Origin of the sequence: Bradyrhizobium sp. 2S1 (genome assembly GCF_011516625.5) — a bacterium.
GTDB classification, from domain to species: domain Bacteria; phylum Pseudomonadota; class Alphaproteobacteria; order Rhizobiales; family Xanthobacteraceae; genus Bradyrhizobium; species Bradyrhizobium septentrionale.
On the sequence record NZ_CP147717.1, the window covers coordinates 10,019,214 to 10,039,752 of the forward strand.

Genomic DNA, 20,539 nt, shown 5'->3' on the forward strand with positions numbered 1-20,539 from the left:
GCCCGAGGATCAAGCCATGAACGCGCCCTTCAAGCCGATCAACGAAGCCGCCACCGATTTCGTCCGCCGCCACATCGGACCGTCGCCGCGCGACGTCACCGCGATGCTGGAGACGGTCGGCGCTGCGAGCCTGCAGGCACTGATGAACGAGACGCTGCCGGCGTCGATCCGCCAGAAGGCGCCGCTCGATCTCGGCCGCGCGCTGAGCGAGACCGAGGCGCTTTCGCATATGAGCGAGCTCGCCGCGCAGAACCAGGTGTTCACCTCGCTGATCGGCCAGGGCTATTCCGGCACCATCCTGCCCGCGGTGATCCAGCGCAATATCCTGGAGAACCCGGCCTGGTACACCGCCTATACGCCGTACCAGCCGGAGATCAGCCAGGGCCGGCTCGAAGCGCTGTTCAACTTCCAGACCATGGTCTGCGACCTCACAGGCCTCGACGTCGCCAACGCTTCGCTGCTCGACGAGGCGACCGCGGCGGCCGAAGCGATGGCGCTCGCCGAGCGCCACTCGCAGGTCAAGGCGAAGGTGTTCTTCGTCGACAAGGAGGTGCATCCGCAGACGCTTGCCGTGATGCGCACGCGCGCCGCGCCCTTGGGCTGGGCACTGGTCGTCGGCGATCCCCTGACCGAACTCGACAAGGCCGACGTGCTCGGCGCGCTGCTGCAACATCCGGGCACATCAGGCGCGGTGCGCGACCTCAGGCCTGCGATCGCGTCGCTGCGCGCCAAGGGCGCGCTTGCGATCGTGGCGGCGGACCTGCTGTCGCTGACGCTGCTCACCTCGCCCGGCGAGCTCGGCGCCGACATCGCGATCGGCTCGGCGCAGCGGTTTGGCGTGCCGATGGGTTATGGCGGGCCGCACGCCGCCTACATGGCAGTGCGTGACACGCTGAAGCGCTCGCTGCCCGGCCGCATCGTCGGCCTGTCGGTGGATTCCCGCGGCGCGCCGGCCTATCGCCTGGCGCTGCAGACCCGCGAGCAGCACATCCGCCGCGAGAAGGCGACCTCGAACATCTGCACCGCGCAGGTGCTGCTCGCCGTGATCGCCTCGATGTATGCGGTCTATCACGGCCCCGAGGGCCTGACCCATATCGCACGCAGCGTGCATCGCCGCGCCACCGTGCTTGCCGCAGGCCTGCGCAAGCTCGGCTTTGCGCCTGTGAGCGAAGCGTTCTTCGACACCGTGACCGTCGAAGTCGGTGCGAAGCAGATCGAGCTGGTCTCCCGCGCGCTGGCGGAGCGGATCAATCTGCGCATCGGGGCGCCCACGCTCGGCATCGCGCTCGACGAGACCACGACGCCGGAGACCGTCGAGGCGGTGTGGCGCGTGTTCGGCGGCAAGCTCAGCTATGCCGAGATCGAGGCGGCCGCACGCGAGGCGCTGCCGAAGGAGCTGCGGCGCAGCAGCGCCTTCCTGACCCATCCGGTGTTCAACACCCACCGCTCGGAGACCGAGCTGCTGCGCTACATGCGCAAGCTCAGCGATCGTGACCTGGCGCTCGACCGCGCCATGATCCCGCTCGGCTCCTGCACCATGAAGCTCAACGCCACCACCGAGATGATCCCGCTGACCTGGCCGGCGTTCGGCAATCTGCATCCGTTCGCGCCGGCGGATCAGGCCAAGGGCTATCACGCGCTGTTCCAGCGGCTCGAGCAGTGGCTGTGCGACATCACCGGCTATGACGCGGTCTCGCTGCAGCCGAACTCCGGCGCGCAGGGCGAATATGCCGGGCTTCTCGCCATCCGCGGCTATCATCTCGCGCGCGGCGAGCCGCATCGCAAGGTGTGCCTGATCCCCTCCTCCGCGCACGGCACCAATCCGGCCTCGGCCGCGATGGTCGGCATGGACGTCGTGGTGGTGGCCTGCGATGCGCGCGGCGACGTCGATGTCGAGGACCTTCGCGCCAAGGCGGAGAAGCATTCGAAAGACCTCGCCGCGGTCATGATCACCTATCCGTCGACCCACGGCGTGTTCGAGGAGCATATCAGCGAGATCTGCGACATCGTGCATGCGCATGGCGGACAGGTCTATCTCGACGGCGCCAACATGAATGCACAGGTCGGGCTGTCCCGGCCCGGCGATTACGGCGCCGATGTCAGCCATCTCAATTTGCACAAGACCTTCTGCATCCCGCATGGCGGCGGCGGCCCCGGCATGGGCCCGATCGGCGTCAAGGCGCATCTGGCGCCCTATTTGCCGGGCCATCCCGCAACCGACGGCACGGTTGCGCACGCCATCGGCCCGGTGTCGGCCGCGCCGTTCGGTTCGGCGTCGATCCTGACCATCTCCTACATCTACATCCTGATGATGGGCGGCGAAGGGCTGACGCGCGCGACCGAGATCGCGATCCTCAATGCGAATTACATCGCGGCACGGCTGCAGCCGCATTTCCCGGTGCTGTATCGCAACGTCCGCGGCCGCGTCGCGCATGAGTGCATCGTCGATCCGCGGGCGCTGAAGACGACCAGCGGCGTTACCGTGGACGACATCGCCAAGCGGCTGATCGACTACGGCTTCCACGCGCCGACCATGAGCTTCCCGGTGGCGGGCACGCTGATGATCGAGCCGACGGAATCGGAATCGAAGTTCGAGATCGACCGCTTCTGCGACGCCATGATCGCGATCCGCAACGAGATCGCGGAGATCGAGAAGGGCCGCTGGAAGGTCGAGGCCTCGCCGCTGCGCCACGCGCCGCACACCGTCCACGACATCGCCGACGATGCCTGGAACCGGGCCTACAGCCGCGCCGAGGGCTGCTTCCCCGCGGGCGTGTCACGTTCCGACAAATACTGGAGCCCGGTCGGGCGCGTCGACAACGTCTATGGCGATCGCAATCTGGTATGCTCGTGCCCGCCGGTGGAGGATTACGCGCAGGCGGCGGAGTAGCGCGGGCGATTAGCGTAGGTGCCGTAGGATGGGTAGAGCGCAGCGAAACCCATCACCAGTGCCAATCACGCTCAATGAACGATGGGTTTCGCTTCCGCCTTCGCTCTTCGAGCTACGGCGGACAAGTCGCGGTACCGCATCCTGCGGTCTGGCAATCATAAGGCCCGGCGAGACTGCGGGGCGAACGACGGCGAGCAATGCCGCGGCAGGAGGATTCATGCGCCAGGAATTCTGGTTTCATTTCCCGTTTCGCGTCCGCTATTCCGAGGTCGACGCGCAGGCCGTGGTGTTCAACGCCCACTATCTGACCTATTTCGACACGGCGATCACCGAATATTTTCGCGCGATGGGCTACGACTATCTCGGCGAGGTGGCGCGGACCGGCGTCGATTTTCATACCGTGAAGTCGGTCGTCGAATACAAGGCGCCGATCCGGTTCGACGAGGACATCGAGGTCTGCGTGCGGGTCGCGCGGATCGGCCGCTCCTCGATCGTGCTTGCGCTTGCGATCTTCGCCAAGGGCTCCGACGACCTTCGCGCCACCGGCGAAATCATCTGGGTCGCCACCGATCAGAAGACGCACCAATCGGTCGCCGTGACCGAGAACTTGCGCGCGCTGATCGCGAGCCGGGAAAAGGCGCTGGCGCAGGGGTAAGCCGACTGCCAATCCGCGTTGCGCGGATTGAGACACAACGGCCACTCCGCCATCGGGCGCTAGTGCTTCACCAAGGTTGGGCTCCAGCGCCAGAGATTGTCGTTGGTGAGGTGCGTGCCGCCCCACCAACGATCGATCGGATTGTGACGACTGAAGTCCTCCCTATGGGCGAGGACAGCTTCGCCAAATTCAGTCAGCGACAGCCGGCTTCGCCGATAGGCCTCCATGCGCGCTCGCAAATTCTCAAGGGCGATCACGCGTAGCTCATCATCGAGCCCGGCGATCGCGGGCTGCGGCCCATGCGCGAGCCCTTAAAGCAGCGTCCCGATTTCCATGTCGGTGAATACCGCGCGTTGACCGAACCCGCGAAGGTAGAACAACCCGTTCGTACCCATGAAGCCCGCCGCAATCAGTTCGAGCAGTCGTAGTTCGGTCGCGCCAAGTCCCGATCTGCTCCACGGAAGCTCCTGGAGCAGGTCAAGCAGGGCCGGCCTCAGCAAGGGAAAGCCGCTGAGGTCTCGACATAGCGCATCGAAGCAAGCCTCGGGCGTTGCCGCGCGATAGGCCTGCCAGCAGATGCTTGCGGTCTCGAGGTCGGCAGGCCGTATGTTGATAAGCGGCACTTCGTTCCATCCGCGCCATGTCTCGTGCAGCGTCGACAGAGCGAAAGCGACCAGGCGCAATTTCAACTTGGCCGCCATCGCCGGGTAAGCCCGGAAATGATCGAGCAACCAAATCAGCTGCAATTGATCATTTGGGTCCGGATCGAACCAAAGCTCGACAATCTCGTAAGGTTCGCAGAATTCGATCAGCGCGAGATTCCTGCGCGCCCTGGCATCCTGAGGCCACTGGCTCCGCGTGCTCCAGTGCGACCAATGTCCGACCGGATCCTGGTCCGACCGTAATCCGAAGTAAGTCTCAAGCTCTCCTAGGAGCCCGTCCAGATATGTTTTCGTGACGGGCATTTGTTGTAGAGTAGCAGGCTCAGGCTGCGTTTGCGAGGTTGAACAGCTTGAGGAGGTTATGGACGGTGCAGATCATTGTCCACTCGGCGCGCACTTTCTCGATGCCCCGCAACAGGAACTGGCGGAAGCCTCTTGCCTGTTTGATCTGCCCGAACACCGGCTCCACCACTTGCTTTCGCAATCGGTAGGGTGTTTCGAAGCCGCCATCGTCGATCTTCTTTCGCATGGCCTGTGTCAGCGGGCCGCCGACTTTTCCGTTCGCTACTGTCGGGTGCTTGGCGCGTCCGGGCGCGACATAGCCATCGATGCTGCGTGTGTCGAGCGCTTCGAGATTGGCTTCGCTGCAGTAGCCGGAATCCGCTGAGGCCTGCCGCGGCTTGCGGCCAAGATTGCTCTCGATGGCCTCGATCAGGGGCACCAACTGGCCCTGATCGCTGCCGTGCTGGGTCAGTTCTTGCGCGACAATGATCTGGGCATGTGCATCGACGGCCGCCTGGGCATTATAGGCCTGAACGAAGCCATCCTTCGACTTCATGATGCGGCTTTCCGGATCGGTGAAGTTGCGTTGCGCCTTGGGATTGGGTTCCTCCGATGGCAGCGCCGCCGGTTTGCCCGGCTTCTTGCGGCCTTCGGCCTGGCGCTGCTGTTCCTTTTCGGCCTCGATGCGGCGCTCTTCCTCCGCCGCCAGTTTGGCGTCCGCTTCCAGCGCCGCCATCGCTTGCTGGATCTTCGCCAGCCGTTTCTGCTTGTCGACGGTCCAGTCCGGCAGTTCGTCGCTGTTGCCGAAAGTCTCATCCTCCGAGGCATCCGCCGCCTCGGCGGCCGCCAGCATGCGAGCGACCTCGGCCTTCAATTCCGCCTCGCGCTTCTTCATGCGCTCATAACTCATCGCCTTGTGTTTCGACGCGTTCGCCTTGATCTTCGTACCATCCAGCGCGACATGACCGAGCTTGACCAGCCCGGCCGTCTCGCACAACTTCAGAACCTGCACGAATAGCGCGCCGAGCGCCTTCAAATGTCGCTTGCGAAAGTCGCTGATCGTCCGAAAATCCGGCGCATCCAGCGCCACGATCATCACAAAATCGTTCCGCTCCCGGCAGGCCTTGGCAATCCGACGCGACGAATACAGCCCACTCGCATAGCTATGCAGCAGCAGCGCCACCATCATCCGCGGATCAAACGGCGGCTGCCCAAGCCCGCTCACATAGCTGCCCATGATCTCCCTGAGATCGAGGCTCTCCCGCACCAGATCAACCATAAACCGCGAGACATGGCCTTTCGGCACGAAGTCCTGCACATTCGGCGGCAGAAGCAGCGTCTGATCGATGTTCCAAGGCCGAAAATACTTGCTCATCGCCCAATGTTGAATCAGACCCGACCAGATTTGAACAGCGACTATCCAGACAAGCTCCTAGCGGCGGCAGTGGTCCGCCGACAAATCGAAAGCCGGATGTAATAGCGACCTCGGCGAGCCCCGAACGTGTGGGGCTAAGGCCGGACGGACTGGTCAGGATCAGGCGCTTCATCGGCACAACTCTCTCGACGCCGGCACCAAACGAAACGGGCGCCGAAGACGTCGGAAACTCAACGTCCTCAGCGCCCGCTTGCAGCGAAGTCTTGAAGTGAGCCGGCTTACTCCTCGGTCGGCTCCTCGCCCTCGGCGTCGCGCTCGGGCGTGCCGGCGAGGATCTGCTCGGAGATCAGGCCGGAGTTCTGCCGGATTGCGGCTTCGATCTTGGCGGTGATGTCAGGGTTCGCCTTCAGGAAGGCCTTGGAATTCTCGCGTCCCTGGCCGAGCCGCTGGCTGTCATAGGAGAACCAGGCGCCCGATTTCTCGACGATGCCGGCCTTGACGCCGAGGTCGAGGATCTCGCCCATCTTGGAGACGCCCTCGCCATACATGATGTCGAACTCGACCTGCTTGAAAGGCGGCGCCAGCTTGTTCTTCACAACCTTGACGCGGGTGGTGTTGCCGACGACCTCGTCGCGCTCCTTGATCGCGCCGATGCGGCGGATGTCGAGGCGGACCGAGGCATAGAACTTCAGCGCGTTGCCGCCGGTGGTGGTCTCCGGCGAACCGTACATCACGCCGATCTTCATGCGAATCTGGTTGATGAAGATCACCATGGTGTGGGACTTGTTGATCGAGGCGGTGAGCTTGCGCAGCGCCTGGCTCATCAGGCGCGCCTGCAGGCCCGGCAGTGCATCGCCCATCTCGCCCTCGAGCTCGGCTTTCGGCACCAGCGCAGCGACCGAATCGACCACCAGCACGTCGACCGCACCGGAGCGCACCAGCGTGTCGCAGATTTCCAGCGCCTGCTCGCCGGTGTCAGGCTGCGAAATCAGCAGCTCGTCGATGTTGACGCCGAGCTTGCGCGCATAGACCGGGTCGAGCGCGTGTTCAGCGTCGATGAAGGCGCAGATGCCGCCCTTCTTCTGGCCTTCCGCCACCGTGTGCAGCGCCAGCGTGGTCTTGCCCGAGGACTCCGGCCCGTAGATCTCGACGACGCGGCCCTTCGGCAGCCCGCCGACGCCGAGCGCAATGTCGAGCCCGAGCGACCCCGAAGATATCGTCTCGACATCCATCGAGCGGTCGTTCTTGCCGAGCTTCATCACCGAGCCCTTGCCGAACTGGCGCTCGATCTGGGAGAGCGCGGCTGAGAGGGCCTTGGACTTGTCCATGGAGGATCCTTCGACGATACGCAGGGCAGTAGCAGACATTGGGATGTGCTCCTTATGGCGGGGATTCGCTAGCGGGACAAACGGGTGATGAGATCGGGCGGAATGCGTTTTTGATTGGAACCTCGTACCACGTTTGTTCTATGTTCGCAATATGTTCTTTCCGCAAATCGGTGCTGGCCTGCTTTATCCCCTGGTGGCCCGGTTTGAATCTTGGCGTGGTCCGTTTTGGATTAAGCGAACAGAAACCAAGGCTTGGCCGATGTTCTCAGTAGGACTACTGAGCGGCCCTATTCACTGTTCTGGGCATATAAATCTTGATGATGCTCAATCCGTTCTTGCGAGAACAAAAGATAGGGCCGTCCGTGACCGGGATGGACCGAACGGCCCCAGCCAGCCCGTAGTACCAAAATGGAAGAATGGGCCGACACTCCTAGCCCGTCTTATTCGTCAGAGTGCGCCTGAGAGGCTGGCGAGCGTGGTGTAAAGCGCTGATGCGGCGTAGGATTCGGTTGCAAAGCCAACCCCATCACCTCAACCGCGAACGCCAGGCCCGCCATGACCGATGATACGATTCTGCCCTTCTCGTTTCCAGCCGTTCACGCCAAGAAAGTCACAGCTGCCTTCGATGGCGGTCGGCTGACCTCGAACGGGGGCGTGATGCTTCTGGCGATGGCCGAGCGGCGTCTCGGCTTGGCCGACAATTTGGCCCGGGTGTTCCCGGATCGGCGCGATCCGACGCGGGTCGTGCACAGCCTTGTCGATATGTTCCGCGCGCGCATGTTCGCGATCTGCTGCGGCTACGAGGACGCCGACGACCTCGATCATCTGCGGTCCGATCCCGCATTCAAGCTGGCCTGCGGACGGCTGCCGGACACGGGTCGCGATCTGTGTTCCCAACCGACGCTGTCGCGGCTGGAGAATGCTCCGCGCCTGCGCGACGTGATCCGACTGACCTACACTTTGGTCGACGCATGGATGGATAGCTACCCGCGCGAGCCGGCATCCGTCACGCTCGACATCGATGATACCTGCGATGTCGTCCACGGCCATCAGCAGCTCTCGCTGTTCAACGCTCATTATGACGAACGCTGCTTCCTGCCGATCCACGTCTACGACACGGAGAAGAGCCGGCCCGTGGCGGTCGTGTTGCGGCCCGGCAAGACGCCGGGCGGCGTCGAGGTGCGTGCCCATCTGCGCCGCCTGATACGGCATATCCGGACGCGGTGGCACAACACGCGAATTACGTTCCGTGGCGACGGGCACTATGCCCGGCCGGAGGCAATGGCGTGGTGCGAGACCAACGGCATCGACTACATCTTCGGTCTGTCCGGCACCAAGCCGCTCGCCAGAAAACTCGACGAGGCCGCCGACGACATCCGCACGCGACGCGCCATCGAGAACCTGCCGGTTCTGCGTGGCTATACCGAGACGCGCCACAAGGCCAAGTCCTGGGATCGCGAACGGCGTACCGTCGCCCGTATTGAGGCGACGATGCTCGGCCTCGACATCCGTTTCGTCGTCACCAGCCTCGATGTCGGCTCGGCCGAGTGGATCTACGACAGCCTGTATTGCGCGCGCGGCCAAGCCGAGAATCTGATCAAGCTGCATAAGACACAGCTCGCCTCCGATCGCACCAGCTGCCGTTCGGCGCTCGCCAATCAAGTCCGCCTCGTTCTCCACACCGCCGCTTATTGGCTGATGCTGACCGTGCGCGACGCGATTCCCAAAGCCCGGGAATTGGCCACAGCCGAGTTCGCGACGCTGCGTCTTCGTCTCTTGAAACTCGCTGCCCGTGTCGTCGAGACCACGAGCCGCATTCGCCTTGCGTTTGCCGCGGCATGTCCCGAAGCCGACCTGATCCGCGGCTTGCCAGGCGCGCTGCTGCCTCTCGGTCCTTGACCGGCGGGGCGTCCGCCCCCCGTTCGCCCAACCTACACCTCAAGCGCGTTGCAAAGTACGGGTCGGTCAGGCGGTGAAAAGCCGAAGGCAATCCCGCGCGCCTCGTCAGAGCAGATGTGCGGCCACATCAATCGGACTAAAAAACGCACTCTCACGAATAGGACGGGCTAGTTACGGGACATCGGGCAACCGGTTGCGCGAGAGGCGTTGCTGAGCCCCTTTGACCGAGTGGCCAATGTCCCCAGGATTAGGATCGCCCAGCCCGAAACTAACCCACGATAACTTGGTTATAGACATCGCCGACACGATTTTGGGCGTCGGTGGCTGAGAGACCTATCGGGCTCCCGCCTTTCATTGGAATGGGAGCGCACTCCATGTGTGCGAAGTGTGTCGAGTTGGACGAAAGAAGCGTCCATTACGCTGCGCTCGCCCGAACGATCACGGATCGGCAGACCATCGACGGCATCGCGCAGTTAATTGCAGAGCACGAAGCCCAGAAGCGCAAGCTGCATCCGGAGCCGAAAGAGTAAGACCGCCCTCAGTTGGCGAACGCGCTTCGTTCCTGTTTTCAATTGATAGCCCCGCAAACGTCTCTGATATCCGCAGATTGTGCCAACGAGAGAAGCGGCGCTCTATTTGGCGACCGGCTGTGAACCTTTGGTTGCTCCGGCAAGACCGACCATCACCGGGATTTTGTTCGTACCCTCTCGGGGCTAGAGCCCAGCGCCGCCTGCAAGATTTTCAAGCGGGCGGCTGTCCGGTGTCGTTCGATCACTCGAAACGGCCCCGGCGCGCGGGCTAGCGGGATACGCGCCGGGGCCGCCCCCTTGGGCGCTCCGTCCGGAGAGCGCAATTCACTGTATCGGGAAAAAGTGGCAACGGAGCCCGCCCTGGTGGATTACCTCATTTTGACAAGTGTCCTAATTTCCCGCTGCGAGGAACATCCCGTCTTTCGATCCGTTGATTATTCATCACCGCACCGCCCGTGGGCATCGACCGGGGATGAGATCGCCCGGTTAGTGCTCCCGCCCAATACCAGCAGGGTGCAGCGCCATGCAGAAGCGGCGTCGTTCCAGGCACTCGCAATCACTGCAAGAACGTCTTGCCGACGAGGCCATGCGCCTGCGCGAGGAAGCCAGCACGCTTCCCCCGATCCACCAAAAGAAGGAGACCTTGCTGAGGAAGGCGCGGCATGACGAGACCACCGCGGAGTGGCTGATGTCCCAGGGTTTGCGGATGCCCCTCTAGATCAGGGAGGACGACCATGCAGGCGAACCACCACCATATCGATGGCGTGGAGGTTGCCTTTGTCTGCGCTGCGGCGGTGTCGCTTGTGGCCCTGTTCGTCAGCGTGGCCTGGCTCTTGCTGCGGTGACATCCAGCGGTTACCAGCCGGGCAATGCGGACGGCTGCGAACGCGGCGGGCTGTTCTGCGCAGCCTCATTCCTCGCTTCGACGATCCAAACGAAAAGGGCCCCGGCGAGGGGGACCCGCCGAGGCCAGAACAATTTAGTCACTCGATTCTAGGCCTCACACCGACACTTTGCTGGGTGCGTTTGGAGTACCGGAGTCATACGGACCAAAGATGTGAACCTTGCGCCCCGCTCGTCCGTAGCTGTCAGGTCAGGATTTTGCCAACCCTCCTGGGGCTAGAACCAACGCCGTCCGTCGTATTTCAATGCGGGCGGCGTTGCACATTTTTGGGCCCTGGAACAGCAATCCGGGGAACGAACCGAAACCTGGAGAGTCGGTTCTCAAGCTCCCGGCCTTAGCCCCCAAGCCCACCGGGAGTAGCGATCCCCGGCGCTGTGAAACCTCCGGCGCCCGGGGATCGTTGGTTGGCGAAAGGCCGATGCAATCTTCAACAGGAATGACGAATGCGATGACCGGTAGGGACCAGGCAATTGGCTGGCGAAAGCCGCCCGCTCCACAAGGCTCACCCCATGACCTGCTTGTCCCGTCACAAAATAAACGACCCCAGCGCGGGGGCCACGCTGAGGCCGAGCTTCCCACATCGCCCGGTGCCGTCGGCGGACAGCAACCGAACCTGTGACAACTGGGCGCTGCCCAAGTCGGTTCCTGTTGAGCGAACGTCGTCCGCATATATTTCAAGCGGGCAGCGTTGTGCCGGAAGACACGCCGAGGCCGGAAAACCGGCATCGTCGCGCGGCATCCGCACGCGGGACGCATTGCCGAGATCAATTAACGTGTTAAGATTTATCGACTCCGACAATCAGCCGACAAGAGCCCGGAGCGACGTCAATGCTGACACCGCGGATTTCCGAGATGCTCGAACGGCCGTCAGAAGAGGAAGCGCTGAAGCTCGCGATTGCGTTCTTCTGTATCCTGGAGCCTGACAGGCGCGCGGAAGTTTTGGCGCTCGCTGAAAAATACGCCAGAGAAGCTCCTGTTGTCGCGGATCGCGTTCACTTCAGCTTGCTCGACCACGTGAGGCACGAAAGCTATCCCGCTTCCGAGCGTCCTGATCCGAAGAAATCGATGTCCTGATGGGACAGCACCGGCAGGTAACCAGAACCTTCGCCCGGCCATCCTGACGGCTATCGCCGCCCCTGCTCCGACCCGAGTTCCCGGTTCGAGCGGCTGATGGCCGGTGCGGAAAGGCCGCCATCCAGCGATGGGCCGCAATCCGTAGTTCTCCGGGCGAGAACAAAGTTCCTGCGGCGGATGGTCCCACACACGCGGCGTGCCGCTTGGATAATCAACAGGTTACCGGCAAGCCTGGTCACGCCGGACAACGGGTTTGGCACAATCTGCATAATACCTTAGTACCTCTCCTGACCCCCGAAAAAACTACGTAGCCTTCACAGGAAGACTCAAGGTTCCGCCAGTGTTCGTAACATTGGCGCGTCCAGCCGACGCTGCCTGCGCGTCGCGAGGCAGGCGATGCGGCCGACGAACGGATCCTCTTCCAGGGTCCATAACGAAGAGCGAATGGGCGCAATTTTCACATTACCGTTTGACGGGTGTTAGTTATTGATACAACTTTTAGTTTAAGATTCGAAGACCGCCTTTCAATTGCGGAACCGGTCCAGATGATCCACAGGGGCGTCGAATTCAGTGTCACGCAGCTGGTGGCCGGCGTCTGGGGATGGCGCTTCCAGATCGGCGATCGGATCTTCACGGGCAAGACCGAGGCGAAACTCGACCTGCTTGCGATCCGCCGGGTGCAGCTGCGGATCGACCGCGAGCTGAACAAGGTCGGGCGGGGACGGACCCGCGGACGCAGCGATTGCGATTGAGGCGCAGTCTGTCCGGCAAGCGCCGGATGATTGTCTTGACGCGTTTTCTTCACGCGAACCGGCGTCGAAAACCCTCTAATCCGCGCTGGCCAGCCGCCGCATCGTGAACTCGATGTCGCCGCCAGGCAGCTCACGCCAGCTCTCGACGGCGCTCATATAGGCCGCCTTCGGGTAGCGCTTGAGAAAGTCACGCGCCCGCAGGCGGGCCTGATCACGCGGCAGGCTGAAGGTCTCGCGCAGATAGCCGTCATCCGGCTTGCGCCGCTCGGCCATCCGGCTGGCGAGATCGCGCGGACGAAACACCATTGCCGCAACTCCGGACCAACTGACGCCCCCAATATAGGCGCGGCGCCAGGAGATTCCGAGTCTGGGGGAGACGGACGAAGCCGCCCGAACCGGCGCTACTGGCTGCGCTGCGCCGAGCCTGCCGGCTGCGTGGAGCTTCCGGTCTTGGTCTTCGGCTTGACGGGATGGGCTGTCGCCTTCGGCGCGTCGCTGCGCACGACGCCCCAGGGATCGGACGCCCCCTTGGCATCGGGAATCTTGCTGAGCGAGTCCTTGTAGGCCTTGTCGTTGACCGCGTCCCGATCCTTCTCCTCCTGGGTCTTGCTTTTGACCTCGGGCATCAGGTTGACGTTCGGCATTTGCGCATAGGCCGGCGCCGACAGCAGCACCGCAACCGCAACCGCAACCGCGCACAAAACTCTCATAACAACGCTCCTTGCATTTTCAGCAGCGGTATATCACCGCAAGAAAGCCGCCGCCAAGCGCGCCTGCCCCTGCCCTAGAGATGGTCTGACTTGCAGGATTTCGGCGACTGCACCCAGTCGTCCCAGATCGGACCGCAGCGCGTGCAACCGCTCAGCGCAAGCCCGATCGCAATCACGCCGCCCAGCATCGCCAACCTGCGGAACATGTACGCCCCCACCACTGACGAGGGGCAATTGGGCTATGGAACTGGGGCATTTTCAAGCCGGGCACGGCGCTTGCACGCCGCGCACGCGCACATCGGTTTGACCAGGCGGCCGCGCAAATTACACTGCGCAACAAAGCAGAAAAGGAATCGATCAAATGACTTTGGCGATGAGCTGGGACGAATGGACGCGGCACGACGGGACGGCGCTAGCCGAGCGCGTCCGGAACGGCGAGCTGACGCCCGGGGAGCTGGCGTCCCAGGCCGCCGCCGCCATCGCCAAGGTCGATCCCGCGCTGTCGGGCGTGGTCGAGCTGTTCGACGACGTGATCGCCGATCCCGCGCGCGACGGCGCCGATCTCAACGGACCGTTCGCCGGCCTGCCCTTTCTGATGAAGGATCTCGGCCCGACATTGAAGGGACGGCTGCAGGAGATGGGCTCGCTGATGATGCGCGGCAATCGCGCGGCGGCAGACACCTTCCTGACGGCGCAGCTGCGCAAGGCCGGCCTCAATTTGATCGGCCGCACCACCACGCCGGAGTTCGGGGTCTGCAGCTCGGCCGAAAACCCCGCCGTCTATGTCACGCGCAATCCCTGGAACACCGACTACACCACCTGCGGCTCGTCGGCCGGCAGCGCGGCGATGGTCGCCGCCGGCACTGTGCCGATCGCGCATGCGACCGACGGCGGCGGCTCGATCCGGATTCCCGCCGGCGTCAACGGCAATATCGGATTGAAGGTGTCGCGCGGCGTGTTCTCGCTCGCGCCGCATCTGTCCGATCTCACCGGGCTGGTCTCGATCCAGGGCTGCCAGTCGCGCACGGTGCGCGACACAGCAGCCTTTGTCGACGCCTGCCGCGGCCCGGCGCCCGGCGAGTTCATGCCGTTCTGGACTCCGGCGGAGCCCTATACGGCGATGATCGCGCGCGATCCCGGGCGACTCAGGATCGCGCTGTCGCACACCTGGGGCGACTATCGCGCGACGCCGCATATCACCGCCGAGCTCGCGCGGGTCGGACGCTTCCTCGAGGGCCTCGGCCATCAGGTCGATTACGCACTGCCGTCGATTGACTACGGGGATGCCTTCGCGGCGCAGACCACCTGCGACATCAGCAATTTCGCCGTCGTGATCAGCAACATGCTCGCGGCACGCGGACTGGAGCGGCCGCCGGCAGATTTGATCGAGCCGATCAATATCCGCATCTGGGAGCATGGAAGACACACCAGCTTCGCCGATCGCGCCCGCATGCAGGCAACCTTCAACACGACGGCGCGCGGCTTCGGCGCCTTCTTCGAGGATTGGGACATCATCCTGACGCCGATCACGGCGCTGCCGACGCCGAAGGTCGGCACCACGGAATATCTCACCATCAGCGACAATCCGTCGGTGCTCGACTGGTTCGGCAATCTCTGGCGCAACTTCGCCTTCACGCCGCTTGCCAATCTGTGCGGCATCCCGGCGATCTCGCTGCCGCTTGCAACCAACGAGCACGGCCTGCCGCTCGGCATTCAGGCGATCGGAAAGCAGGCCGATGACGGGTTGCTGCTGCAGCTCGCGGCCCAGATCGAACGGGCGATCGACGGCAAGTGGAATGACGGCAAGCGGCCTGGCGTGCATGTCACGCGCGACTAGGCAATAAAGAGCAAGCAAGAAACCAAGCGGAGGAAACGGAACGTCATGCAGCAGGCCGGTGAATTCGGGATCGACGACGCGCGACGCGTGCTCGGCGACGTCTTTGCGCCATGGGTGCAGGACCTCAATCTGTCGATCGAGCTGTTCGACTTTGCGCCGCCCGCCGGTGGCGGTGCCGACTGGCAGCCCGGCGCCATCCTGCGCATGCCGTTTTCCGAGCGGCTGTGCCGCCAGGGCGGCATCGTCTGCGGCCAGGCGCTGATGGCGTTCGCCGACACCGCGATGGTGCTCGCCAATCTCGCGGCCAACAAGGGCTATCGTCCGATGACGACGGTCGACCAGACCACGCATTTCATGCGCGCGGCGACCGCGTCCGATGTGCTGGCCGACGCCCGTGTGGTCCGGCTCGGCCGTACCATGAGCTTCGGTCGCGTCACGCTGCTCTCCGCCATCGACAACAAGCCGGTGGCGATGGTGTCGAGCGCATTCGCGATGCTGCCGGGATAGAGCATAATCCGGAAAAGTGCGAAGCGGTTTTCCCTCGCGACAAACGCAAGGCGTTTGCGCGGGGATTATGCTCAAACGAGAAACGTCATTTGCCGAGAACGGCCTCGGCGGCATTGACGATGCTGATCGTCGGATTCTTTCCGCAATAGGTGCCGAACTTCTTGGCGTTCTCGACGAATACATCGGTGTCGATGATCGCCTCGTCGGAATCGCCCTTGTACCAGCCGTCCATCCAGATCAGCACCATCTTGATGGTATCGTCGCCACCTTCGACGAACTGCTTGCAGGTCATGGTCGACAGATCGAGGACGGTGGCCTTGGCCGGCGCGGACGACAGGGCGAGCGAGGCGGCAAGCATGATCGAGGCAGTGAACTTCATCGCAATCTCCATGGGCAATGATCTGAAATGAACAGGTCGCCGGAAGCCCAGCGCATCCGCTCGCGACCTCGTAAGCGAAGCATTGCAGCGAACGCAAGCATGGCATCGCGCAGATCGTTCTGCACGTCGTTTCGGTGCACGGAGTGAGAATCCATGTCGCCGATTTGTCATGTGACGCCTCAGCGAACGCGCAGTCGAGCTACACGACCTTGACGCGACGCCTCCTGCGCCAGCGCCAGAACAAGCCGACAAGCACGATCAGCACCGCGCCGGCCGCGAATGCCTTCGCGGCAAACCGTCCGCCGGGACGATCGATCAAGCGCGCGAGAAGCGAAACACCCTCGCCCTGACGCGGCAGGCGAAATGCGACCACGCTGTCGCCGACCGATGTGCCGGCTTCGGAATGGCCGCCGGCGCCGATGACGACATATTGCTCGCCCTTCCAGAGATAGGTCATCGGATTGGCGACTCCCGGCACCGGAAGCCGGCCGAGCCACAATTGCTTGCCCGATCTGGCATCGAACGCGCGCAGATAGGCATCCATCGCGCCGGTGAAGACGAGCCCGCCTGCGGTGATCGCGACGCCATTGACCAGCGGCGTGCCGGTATCGAGCGCGATGCCGAGCGGCGCGAGATCTTCGCTGGTGCCGACCGACGAATGCCAGAGAATCTTGCCGGCCTTGAGATCGACCGCCACCGTCTCGCCCCACGGCGGCTTGTTGCACGGCGATCCAACCGCCGACTTCGCCAGCGCCCGCGACATCGCAAACGGCGCCCCTTCCTGCTGGCCGAAATCATGGCCGGGCGGCGGATCGAAGCCCTTGGCCTGGTCGCGCGGAATCAAGGTGATGATGTGCGCCGCATGGCTGACATTGGCGTAGAGAATCTGGTTGACCGGATCGAACGCCGCGCTGCCCCAGTTCACGCCGCCTCCGGTCATCGGATAGACGATCGTGCCTTGCGTCGACGGCGGCGTGTAAAGCCCCTCATTGCGCGATTGCGCGAGCAGCTTCTCGCAAGCCGAGCTCCTGACGCCCGGCAGCATGCCGGCGACATTATCGGCCGTGATCCGCTGCGTCAGCAGCGGCGGCACATGGGTCGGGAACGGCTGCGTCGGCGACAGCTGCTCGCCCTCGGCACCATTCTGCGGCACGGCGCGCTCCTCGACCGGCCACACCGGCTTGCCGGTGTCGCGATCGAGCACGAAGACAAAGCCCTGCTTGGTCGGCTGGATCACGACGTCGCGCATGCCCGAACCGGTGTCGATCCGCACCAATGTCGGCTGCGCCGGCAAGTCGTAGTCCCAGACGTCGTGATGCACGGTCTGGAATGCCCACACGAGCTCGCCGGTCTCGATCCGCAGCGCGACCACGGAATTGGCGTGCTCGTCATTGCCGAGGCGTTTGCCGCCCCAGAAATCGGGGCTGGGCGATGTCGTCGGCAGGAACACCAGGCCCCGCTCCTCGTCCACCGACATCGGCGCCCAGACATTGCTGTGACCAGCCTCGATCCCGTCATGCACCAGCGGATCGAACGTCCAGCGCGGCTGGCCGGTCCGCGCATCAAAGGCCCGCACCGCGCCGAGCGGCGCATCGACCCGCCGGTTGTCGCCGATCGCGGAGCCGACCACGACCACGCCGCGTCCCGTCACCGGCGCCGACGTGATCTGAAACTCGCCAGGCCATGCCAGCTTCATGCCGGCGTCGATCTTGATCTCGCCAGCGTTGCCGAAATCGGCGCAAGGCTTGCCGGTTCTGGCGTCGAGCGCGATCAAACGCGTGTCATTGGTGCCGGTGAAGATGCGTGACTTGCACGCCGCGCCGTCAGCCGCACGATCATCCGTCCAGTGCGCGACACCGCGGCAGACGAAGCGGTTGGCAGGCCGCTGCGCCATGCTGATCTTCGGATCGAACCGCCATTTCTGCGCACCGGTGCCGGGATCGAGCGCGATCACCTCGTTGAACGGCGTGCAGAGGATCAGGCTGTCCTCGACCAACAGCGGCGTCACCTCGAACTTGGTCCGCTTCATGACCTCGGGCGGGCGCGCGTCGAGATCGCCGGTGCGGAATTCCCAGCCGCGCACCAGCGCGCCGACATTGTCTGATGTGATCTGGGTCAGCGGCGAGAAGCGCTGTCCCCCGCGGTCACCGCCCCAATATTCCCAGGCGAGCGCCGGCTGGATACACAGCACCACCGCGGCAACCAGGCGAAACAACGACCGCATTGCGTCCTCCCGCGAGATGCGATCATCAGGCGCTGCATCTCAAGCGGGGAAAGCCTTTACGCGATCGGCGCGTCAGTATCCACCCCTGTGATATCCGCCGCCATCATTGCCGCGATAACCACCACCACGACCGCCGCCGATGCCGATTCCGATTCCAACGGGCGGCCCGACAGGCTCGTCGACCACGGCCGGAGGCGGACGGCGCACCACCACGACGTCATCCTCGACCACGACGCGCGGCGGGCGCTTGCCTGCGCGCCGCGGCGGATCGGGATCGACGCGCTTCTTGGCCGGCGCGTCGGCCTTCTGCAACTGCGGCGGCGCGGCGTTGCAGGGACAGGTCGGCGCCGCCAGCGCGACATTGGTCGCGGGCACACTGACCGCAGCGGCCGGCGTCAGATCGGGACGATAGCGCAGCCGTTCGATCATCTTGCGCGCGGTGGCTGTAAGGTCGGTGTCAGGATATTGCGCGAGGAAGCCGCGATAGGCCGCCGCCGTGTTGGCGAGAATGGTGTCATTCCACGCCACCATCCGGCGATGCCGGTCGAGCCAGTCGCGCGCCTGCAGGCCGCGCGGCGTGCCGGCGAAGACCGCGGCGAAGGCCTCATAGGATTCGTCGGTGCCGTCGACCACGATCAACTCGCTTGCGGCCTCGATCGGCTTGCCCTGCAATTCGCGTTTCCATTCGTCGACGGTGCGTTTGGCGGCAGCGGGTTGCGGCGTGGCCGCGGGCGACGCCGAAGCCGGACCCGCCATGAAGCGGAAGTCGTCGGTGAGCGACGAGGAGTCCCATGGTGTCTGGCGGCCGTCGGTCGCCTTGTACACCGCAAGGCGAACGCGCTTGAAGGTGTCCTCGATCGGAATGCCCGGCTCCTTCGCCGAAGCCAGCAGCGCGGTCGTATACGGGCTGTTGGCGCCGCTGCCGTCCTCGGCTTCCGCGCCCGGCGACGTCGAGAACGACACGAAGGTGCCGGGTGCGCCGACCCTGGCATCGACGATGGCAAGCCCATGTCCCGCGGTCTTGCTGAGCTCCAGGAAAGGATTGTTGCGGCAGGCATCGACCAGCACGATGCGCATCCGGCTCGGCACCGAGGTCAGCGTGTTCAGGATGTCGTTGAGGCGAACCGCCTGGATCGGGATGTCGGCCTCACGCTTCGGATCGACATCGACCGGCACCAGATAGTTCTCGCCGTCGATCTGCAGGCCATGCCCGGCATAGAACACCAGCGCCACGGTGTCGGCGCCCTTCGCCGCCACCTGTCCGGCGAAGTCGCTGATCCGTGCCCGCATCTCGTCCTGCGACAGGTCAGATGCCGCCGTCACCGCAAATCCGGCATCGGTCAGCATCTGCGACATGGCCCTGGCGTCGTTGGCTGGATTGGGCAGCGCGGGCACGGACTTGTAGGCCGATTGCCCGATCACCAGCGCCAGACGGTTTTCCGCCAATGCCGGCACGGTGCCGAGCAGGATCGCAGCCGGAACGATCAGGCTGAGGAACGAACGGCGAAACATGGCGGCCTCCGGCGGTGACGTCGGAAATGGGTCGAAAGCCGTCAGACCAAGGTTCAAGCCACGCGGCAACCGACGCCGGTTCGCTGCAGAACTGTCGCGGGGTCCGACGAGCGCTTACTGTTTCGGTTTCTTGGCCGGATCGGCGGCCGGCTTGGTGACGCCCCAGGGATCGTATTTCTCCTTGGGCTCGGGGATCCGATCGAGCGCGGCCTTGTAGGCCTTCTCGTCGACCTTTGGCTTCTGCTCGGTCTTCGCGTCGCCGCCCCCGCCCCCTCGCCGGCCTTGGGCCAGGGTTGGTGTCGCGACCAGCGCCAGAATGACGGCAGCAACCGTGAAGCTTTTCATGTCAGTCTCTCTCCCCCGCGGCCGCAGAAACATCCGGCAATACCGCCACCCCAAACATAACTTGTCTCTCGACGTTTGTTGATCGACAAAGCGCCGCGTGGCGCGAATTCAGCGTCACCAGGGGGGCGCAATCTGGGCGACGGCACATTAAATTAGCTCCATGGGACAGGGACAGGTACATGTGGCGGCGCTGCTGGCCGGCGCCGCCCTGATGTTGAGTGGCTGCGGGCTGGCGGACAGCCACGCGGTGTGGCCTGAGATATTGAAGGTCAAGTCCACCGAGTCGGCGCCGCTCGAGGCGCCTCCGGATGTCAAACGGCTGGTCGCGAGCAAGCTGGATTCGGTGTTCACCGCCGGCTCACAGCCGACCCATGTGCGGGTTTCCGCCCCGCTGCACGACCCCGGCGGCACCGGCTGGACGGCGTGCGTGCAGGCCGAACTGACATCGGTGATCGGCAAGCCGCTCGGGACGCGGACCTATCGCGTGTTCATCAATGGTGGCGCGATCTTCGATCGCCGGCAGGTGGAGGCCGACGACAACTGCCTGACCGAGAATTACGAGCCGGTCGACAGCGCCGTTGCCGTGCAAGCGCAACAAAATACCAAGCCGTGAGCCGCCCGCGGCATGCTGAACGCGCGGTTAACATGACCGCTCAAATTGCCTGATGGCCCCA

Annotated in this window: 21 protein-coding genes; 10 read left to right on the top strand and 11 right to left on the bottom strand. The window is 64.0% G+C overall.

Annotation, left to right across the window (positions count from 1 at the left end):
• Window positions 1–16 precede the first annotated feature (16 nt).
• On the top strand, window positions 17–2,890 hold the full coding sequence (gene gcvP / locus HAP54_RS47590) for an aminomethyl-transferring glycine dehydrogenase (protein ID WP_166298168.1): 2,874 nt from the start codon (window positions 17–19) through the stop codon (window positions 2,888–2,890).
• Between the two features lie 217 nt (window positions 2,891–3,107).
• Entirely contained in the window at window positions 3,108–3,545 is a 438-nt protein-coding gene (locus HAP54_RS47595; protein WP_166298169.1) for an acyl-CoA thioesterase, read from the top strand.
• Between the two features lie 59 nt (window positions 3,546–3,604).
• Here HAP54_RS47595 and HAP54_RS47600 read toward each other — a convergent pair whose 3' ends face one another.
• The 4 genes from HAP54_RS47600 to recA form a co-directional block, all read right to left on the bottom strand.
• Window positions 3,605–3,802, bottom strand: coding sequence for a hypothetical protein (locus tag HAP54_RS47600; RefSeq protein ID WP_224741481.1), 198 nt, complete (start codon window positions 3,800–3,802; stop codon window positions 3,605–3,607).
• Window positions 3,803–3,856: 54 nt separating this feature from the next.
• Window positions 3,857–4,510, bottom strand: coding sequence for a hypothetical protein (locus tag HAP54_RS47605; protein WP_224741480.1), 654 nt, complete (start codon window positions 4,508–4,510; stop codon window positions 3,857–3,859).
• A gap of 19 nt (window positions 4,511–4,529) precedes the next feature.
• On the bottom strand, window positions 4,530–5,864 hold the full coding sequence (locus HAP54_RS47610) for an IS1182 family transposase (protein ID WP_166202952.1): 1,335 nt from the start codon (window positions 5,862–5,864) through the stop codon (window positions 4,530–4,532).
• Between the two features lie 278 nt (window positions 5,865–6,142).
• Window positions 6,143–7,231 carry a recombinase RecA gene (recA, locus tag HAP54_RS47615; RefSeq protein WP_166207076.1) on the bottom strand — a complete coding sequence of 363 codons (1,089 nt, stop codon included), beginning with the start codon at window positions 7,229–7,231 and terminating at the stop codon, window positions 6,143–6,145.
• Window positions 7,232–7,747: 516 nt separating this feature from the next.
• Between recA and HAP54_RS47620 the strand changes: the two genes are divergently transcribed.
• The 5 genes from HAP54_RS47620 to HAP54_RS47640 all read left to right on the top strand — a co-directional run bounded on the left by HAP54_RS47620 (window position 7,748) and on the right by HAP54_RS47640 (window position 12,351).
• Entirely contained in the window at window positions 7,748–9,091 is a 1,344-nt protein-coding gene (locus HAP54_RS47620) for an IS1380-like element ISBdi2 family transposase (protein ID WP_166204320.1), read from the top strand.
• 395 nt (window positions 9,092–9,486) lie between these two features.
• On the top strand, window positions 9,487–9,621 hold the full coding sequence (locus tag HAP54_RS47625) for a hypothetical protein (RefSeq protein ID WP_283843121.1): 135 nt from the start codon (window positions 9,487–9,489) through the stop codon (window positions 9,619–9,621).
• A gap of 523 nt (window positions 9,622–10,144) precedes the next feature.
• Window positions 10,145–10,339, top strand: coding sequence for a hypothetical protein (locus HAP54_RS47630; RefSeq protein WP_166298170.1), 195 nt, complete (start codon window positions 10,145–10,147; stop codon window positions 10,337–10,339).
• Between the two features lie 1,014 nt (window positions 10,340–11,353).
• Window positions 11,354–11,599: a hypothetical protein gene (locus HAP54_RS47635; RefSeq protein ID WP_166298171.1), complete on the top strand. Its 246-nt coding sequence runs from the start codon at window positions 11,354–11,356 to the stop codon at window positions 11,597–11,599.
• 545 nt (window positions 11,600–12,144) lie between these two features.
• Window positions 12,145–12,351: a hypothetical protein gene (locus tag HAP54_RS47640; RefSeq protein ID WP_029085461.1), complete on the top strand. Its 207-nt coding sequence runs from the start codon at window positions 12,145–12,147 to the stop codon at window positions 12,349–12,351.
• Window positions 12,352–12,426: 75 nt separating this feature from the next.
• On the opposite strand, the gene HAP54_RS47645 is transcribed toward HAP54_RS47640, so the two are convergent.
• The 3 genes from HAP54_RS47645 to HAP54_RS47655 form a co-directional block, all read right to left on the bottom strand.
• Entirely contained in the window at window positions 12,427–12,657 is a 231-nt protein-coding gene (locus tag HAP54_RS47645) for a hypothetical protein (protein WP_166207085.1), read from the bottom strand.
• Window positions 12,658–12,752: 95 nt separating this feature from the next.
• Window positions 12,753–13,061 carry a hypothetical protein gene (locus tag HAP54_RS47650; RefSeq protein ID WP_166298172.1) on the bottom strand — a complete coding sequence of 103 codons (309 nt, stop codon included), beginning with the start codon at window positions 13,059–13,061 and terminating at the stop codon, window positions 12,753–12,755.
• A gap of 74 nt (window positions 13,062–13,135) precedes the next feature.
• The gene (locus HAP54_RS47655) at window positions 13,136–13,267 is read right to left on the bottom strand and encodes a hypothetical protein (RefSeq protein WP_029085458.1); all 132 of its coding nucleotides are present in this window, start codon (window positions 13,265–13,267) and stop codon (window positions 13,136–13,138) included.
• A 155-nt stretch (window positions 13,268–13,422) separates the two neighbouring features.
• Here HAP54_RS47655 and HAP54_RS47660 point away from each other — a divergent pair, with 155 nt between their 5' ends.
• Window positions 13,423–14,898 carry an amidase gene (locus HAP54_RS47660; RefSeq protein WP_166298173.1) on the top strand — a complete coding sequence of 492 codons (1,476 nt, stop codon included), beginning with the start codon at window positions 13,423–13,425 and terminating at the stop codon, window positions 14,896–14,898.
• Between the two features lie 45 nt (window positions 14,899–14,943).
• Complete coding sequence (locus HAP54_RS47665; RefSeq protein WP_166298174.1) at window positions 14,944–15,405, top strand: PaaI family thioesterase; 462 nt, start codon at window positions 14,944–14,946, stop codon at window positions 15,403–15,405.
• 85 nt (window positions 15,406–15,490) lie between these two features.
• Here the strand turns inward: HAP54_RS47665 and HAP54_RS47670 are convergent, their stop codons facing one another.
• The 4 genes from HAP54_RS47670 to HAP54_RS47685 form a co-directional block, all read right to left on the bottom strand.
• The gene (locus tag HAP54_RS47670) at window positions 15,491–15,784 is read right to left on the bottom strand and encodes an HdeA/HdeB family chaperone (protein ID WP_166298175.1); all 294 of its coding nucleotides are present in this window, start codon (window positions 15,782–15,784) and stop codon (window positions 15,491–15,493) included.
• Window positions 15,785–15,983: 199 nt separating this feature from the next.
• Window positions 15,984–18,008 carry a pyrroloquinoline quinone-dependent dehydrogenase gene (locus HAP54_RS47675; RefSeq protein WP_166298176.1) on the bottom strand — a complete coding sequence of 675 codons (2,025 nt, stop codon included), beginning with the start codon at window positions 18,006–18,008 and terminating at the stop codon, window positions 15,984–15,986.
• 72 nt (window positions 18,009–18,080) lie between these two features.
• Window positions 18,081–19,520, bottom strand: a complete 1,440-nt coding sequence (locus tag HAP54_RS47680) for a caspase family protein (RefSeq protein ID WP_166298177.1) — start codon at window positions 19,518–19,520, stop codon at window positions 18,081–18,083.
• 114 nt (window positions 19,521–19,634) lie between these two features.
• Window positions 19,635–19,865: a hypothetical protein gene (locus HAP54_RS47685; RefSeq protein WP_166207121.1), complete on the bottom strand. Its 231-nt coding sequence runs from the start codon at window positions 19,863–19,865 to the stop codon at window positions 19,635–19,637.
• Between the two features lie 181 nt (window positions 19,866–20,046).
• Between HAP54_RS47685 and HAP54_RS47690 the strand changes: the two genes are divergently transcribed.
• The gene (locus tag HAP54_RS47690) at window positions 20,047–20,478 is read left to right on the top strand and encodes a hypothetical protein (protein WP_224741479.1); all 432 of its coding nucleotides are present in this window, start codon (window positions 20,047–20,049) and stop codon (window positions 20,476–20,478) included.
• Window positions 20,479–20,539 lie beyond the last annotated feature (61 nt).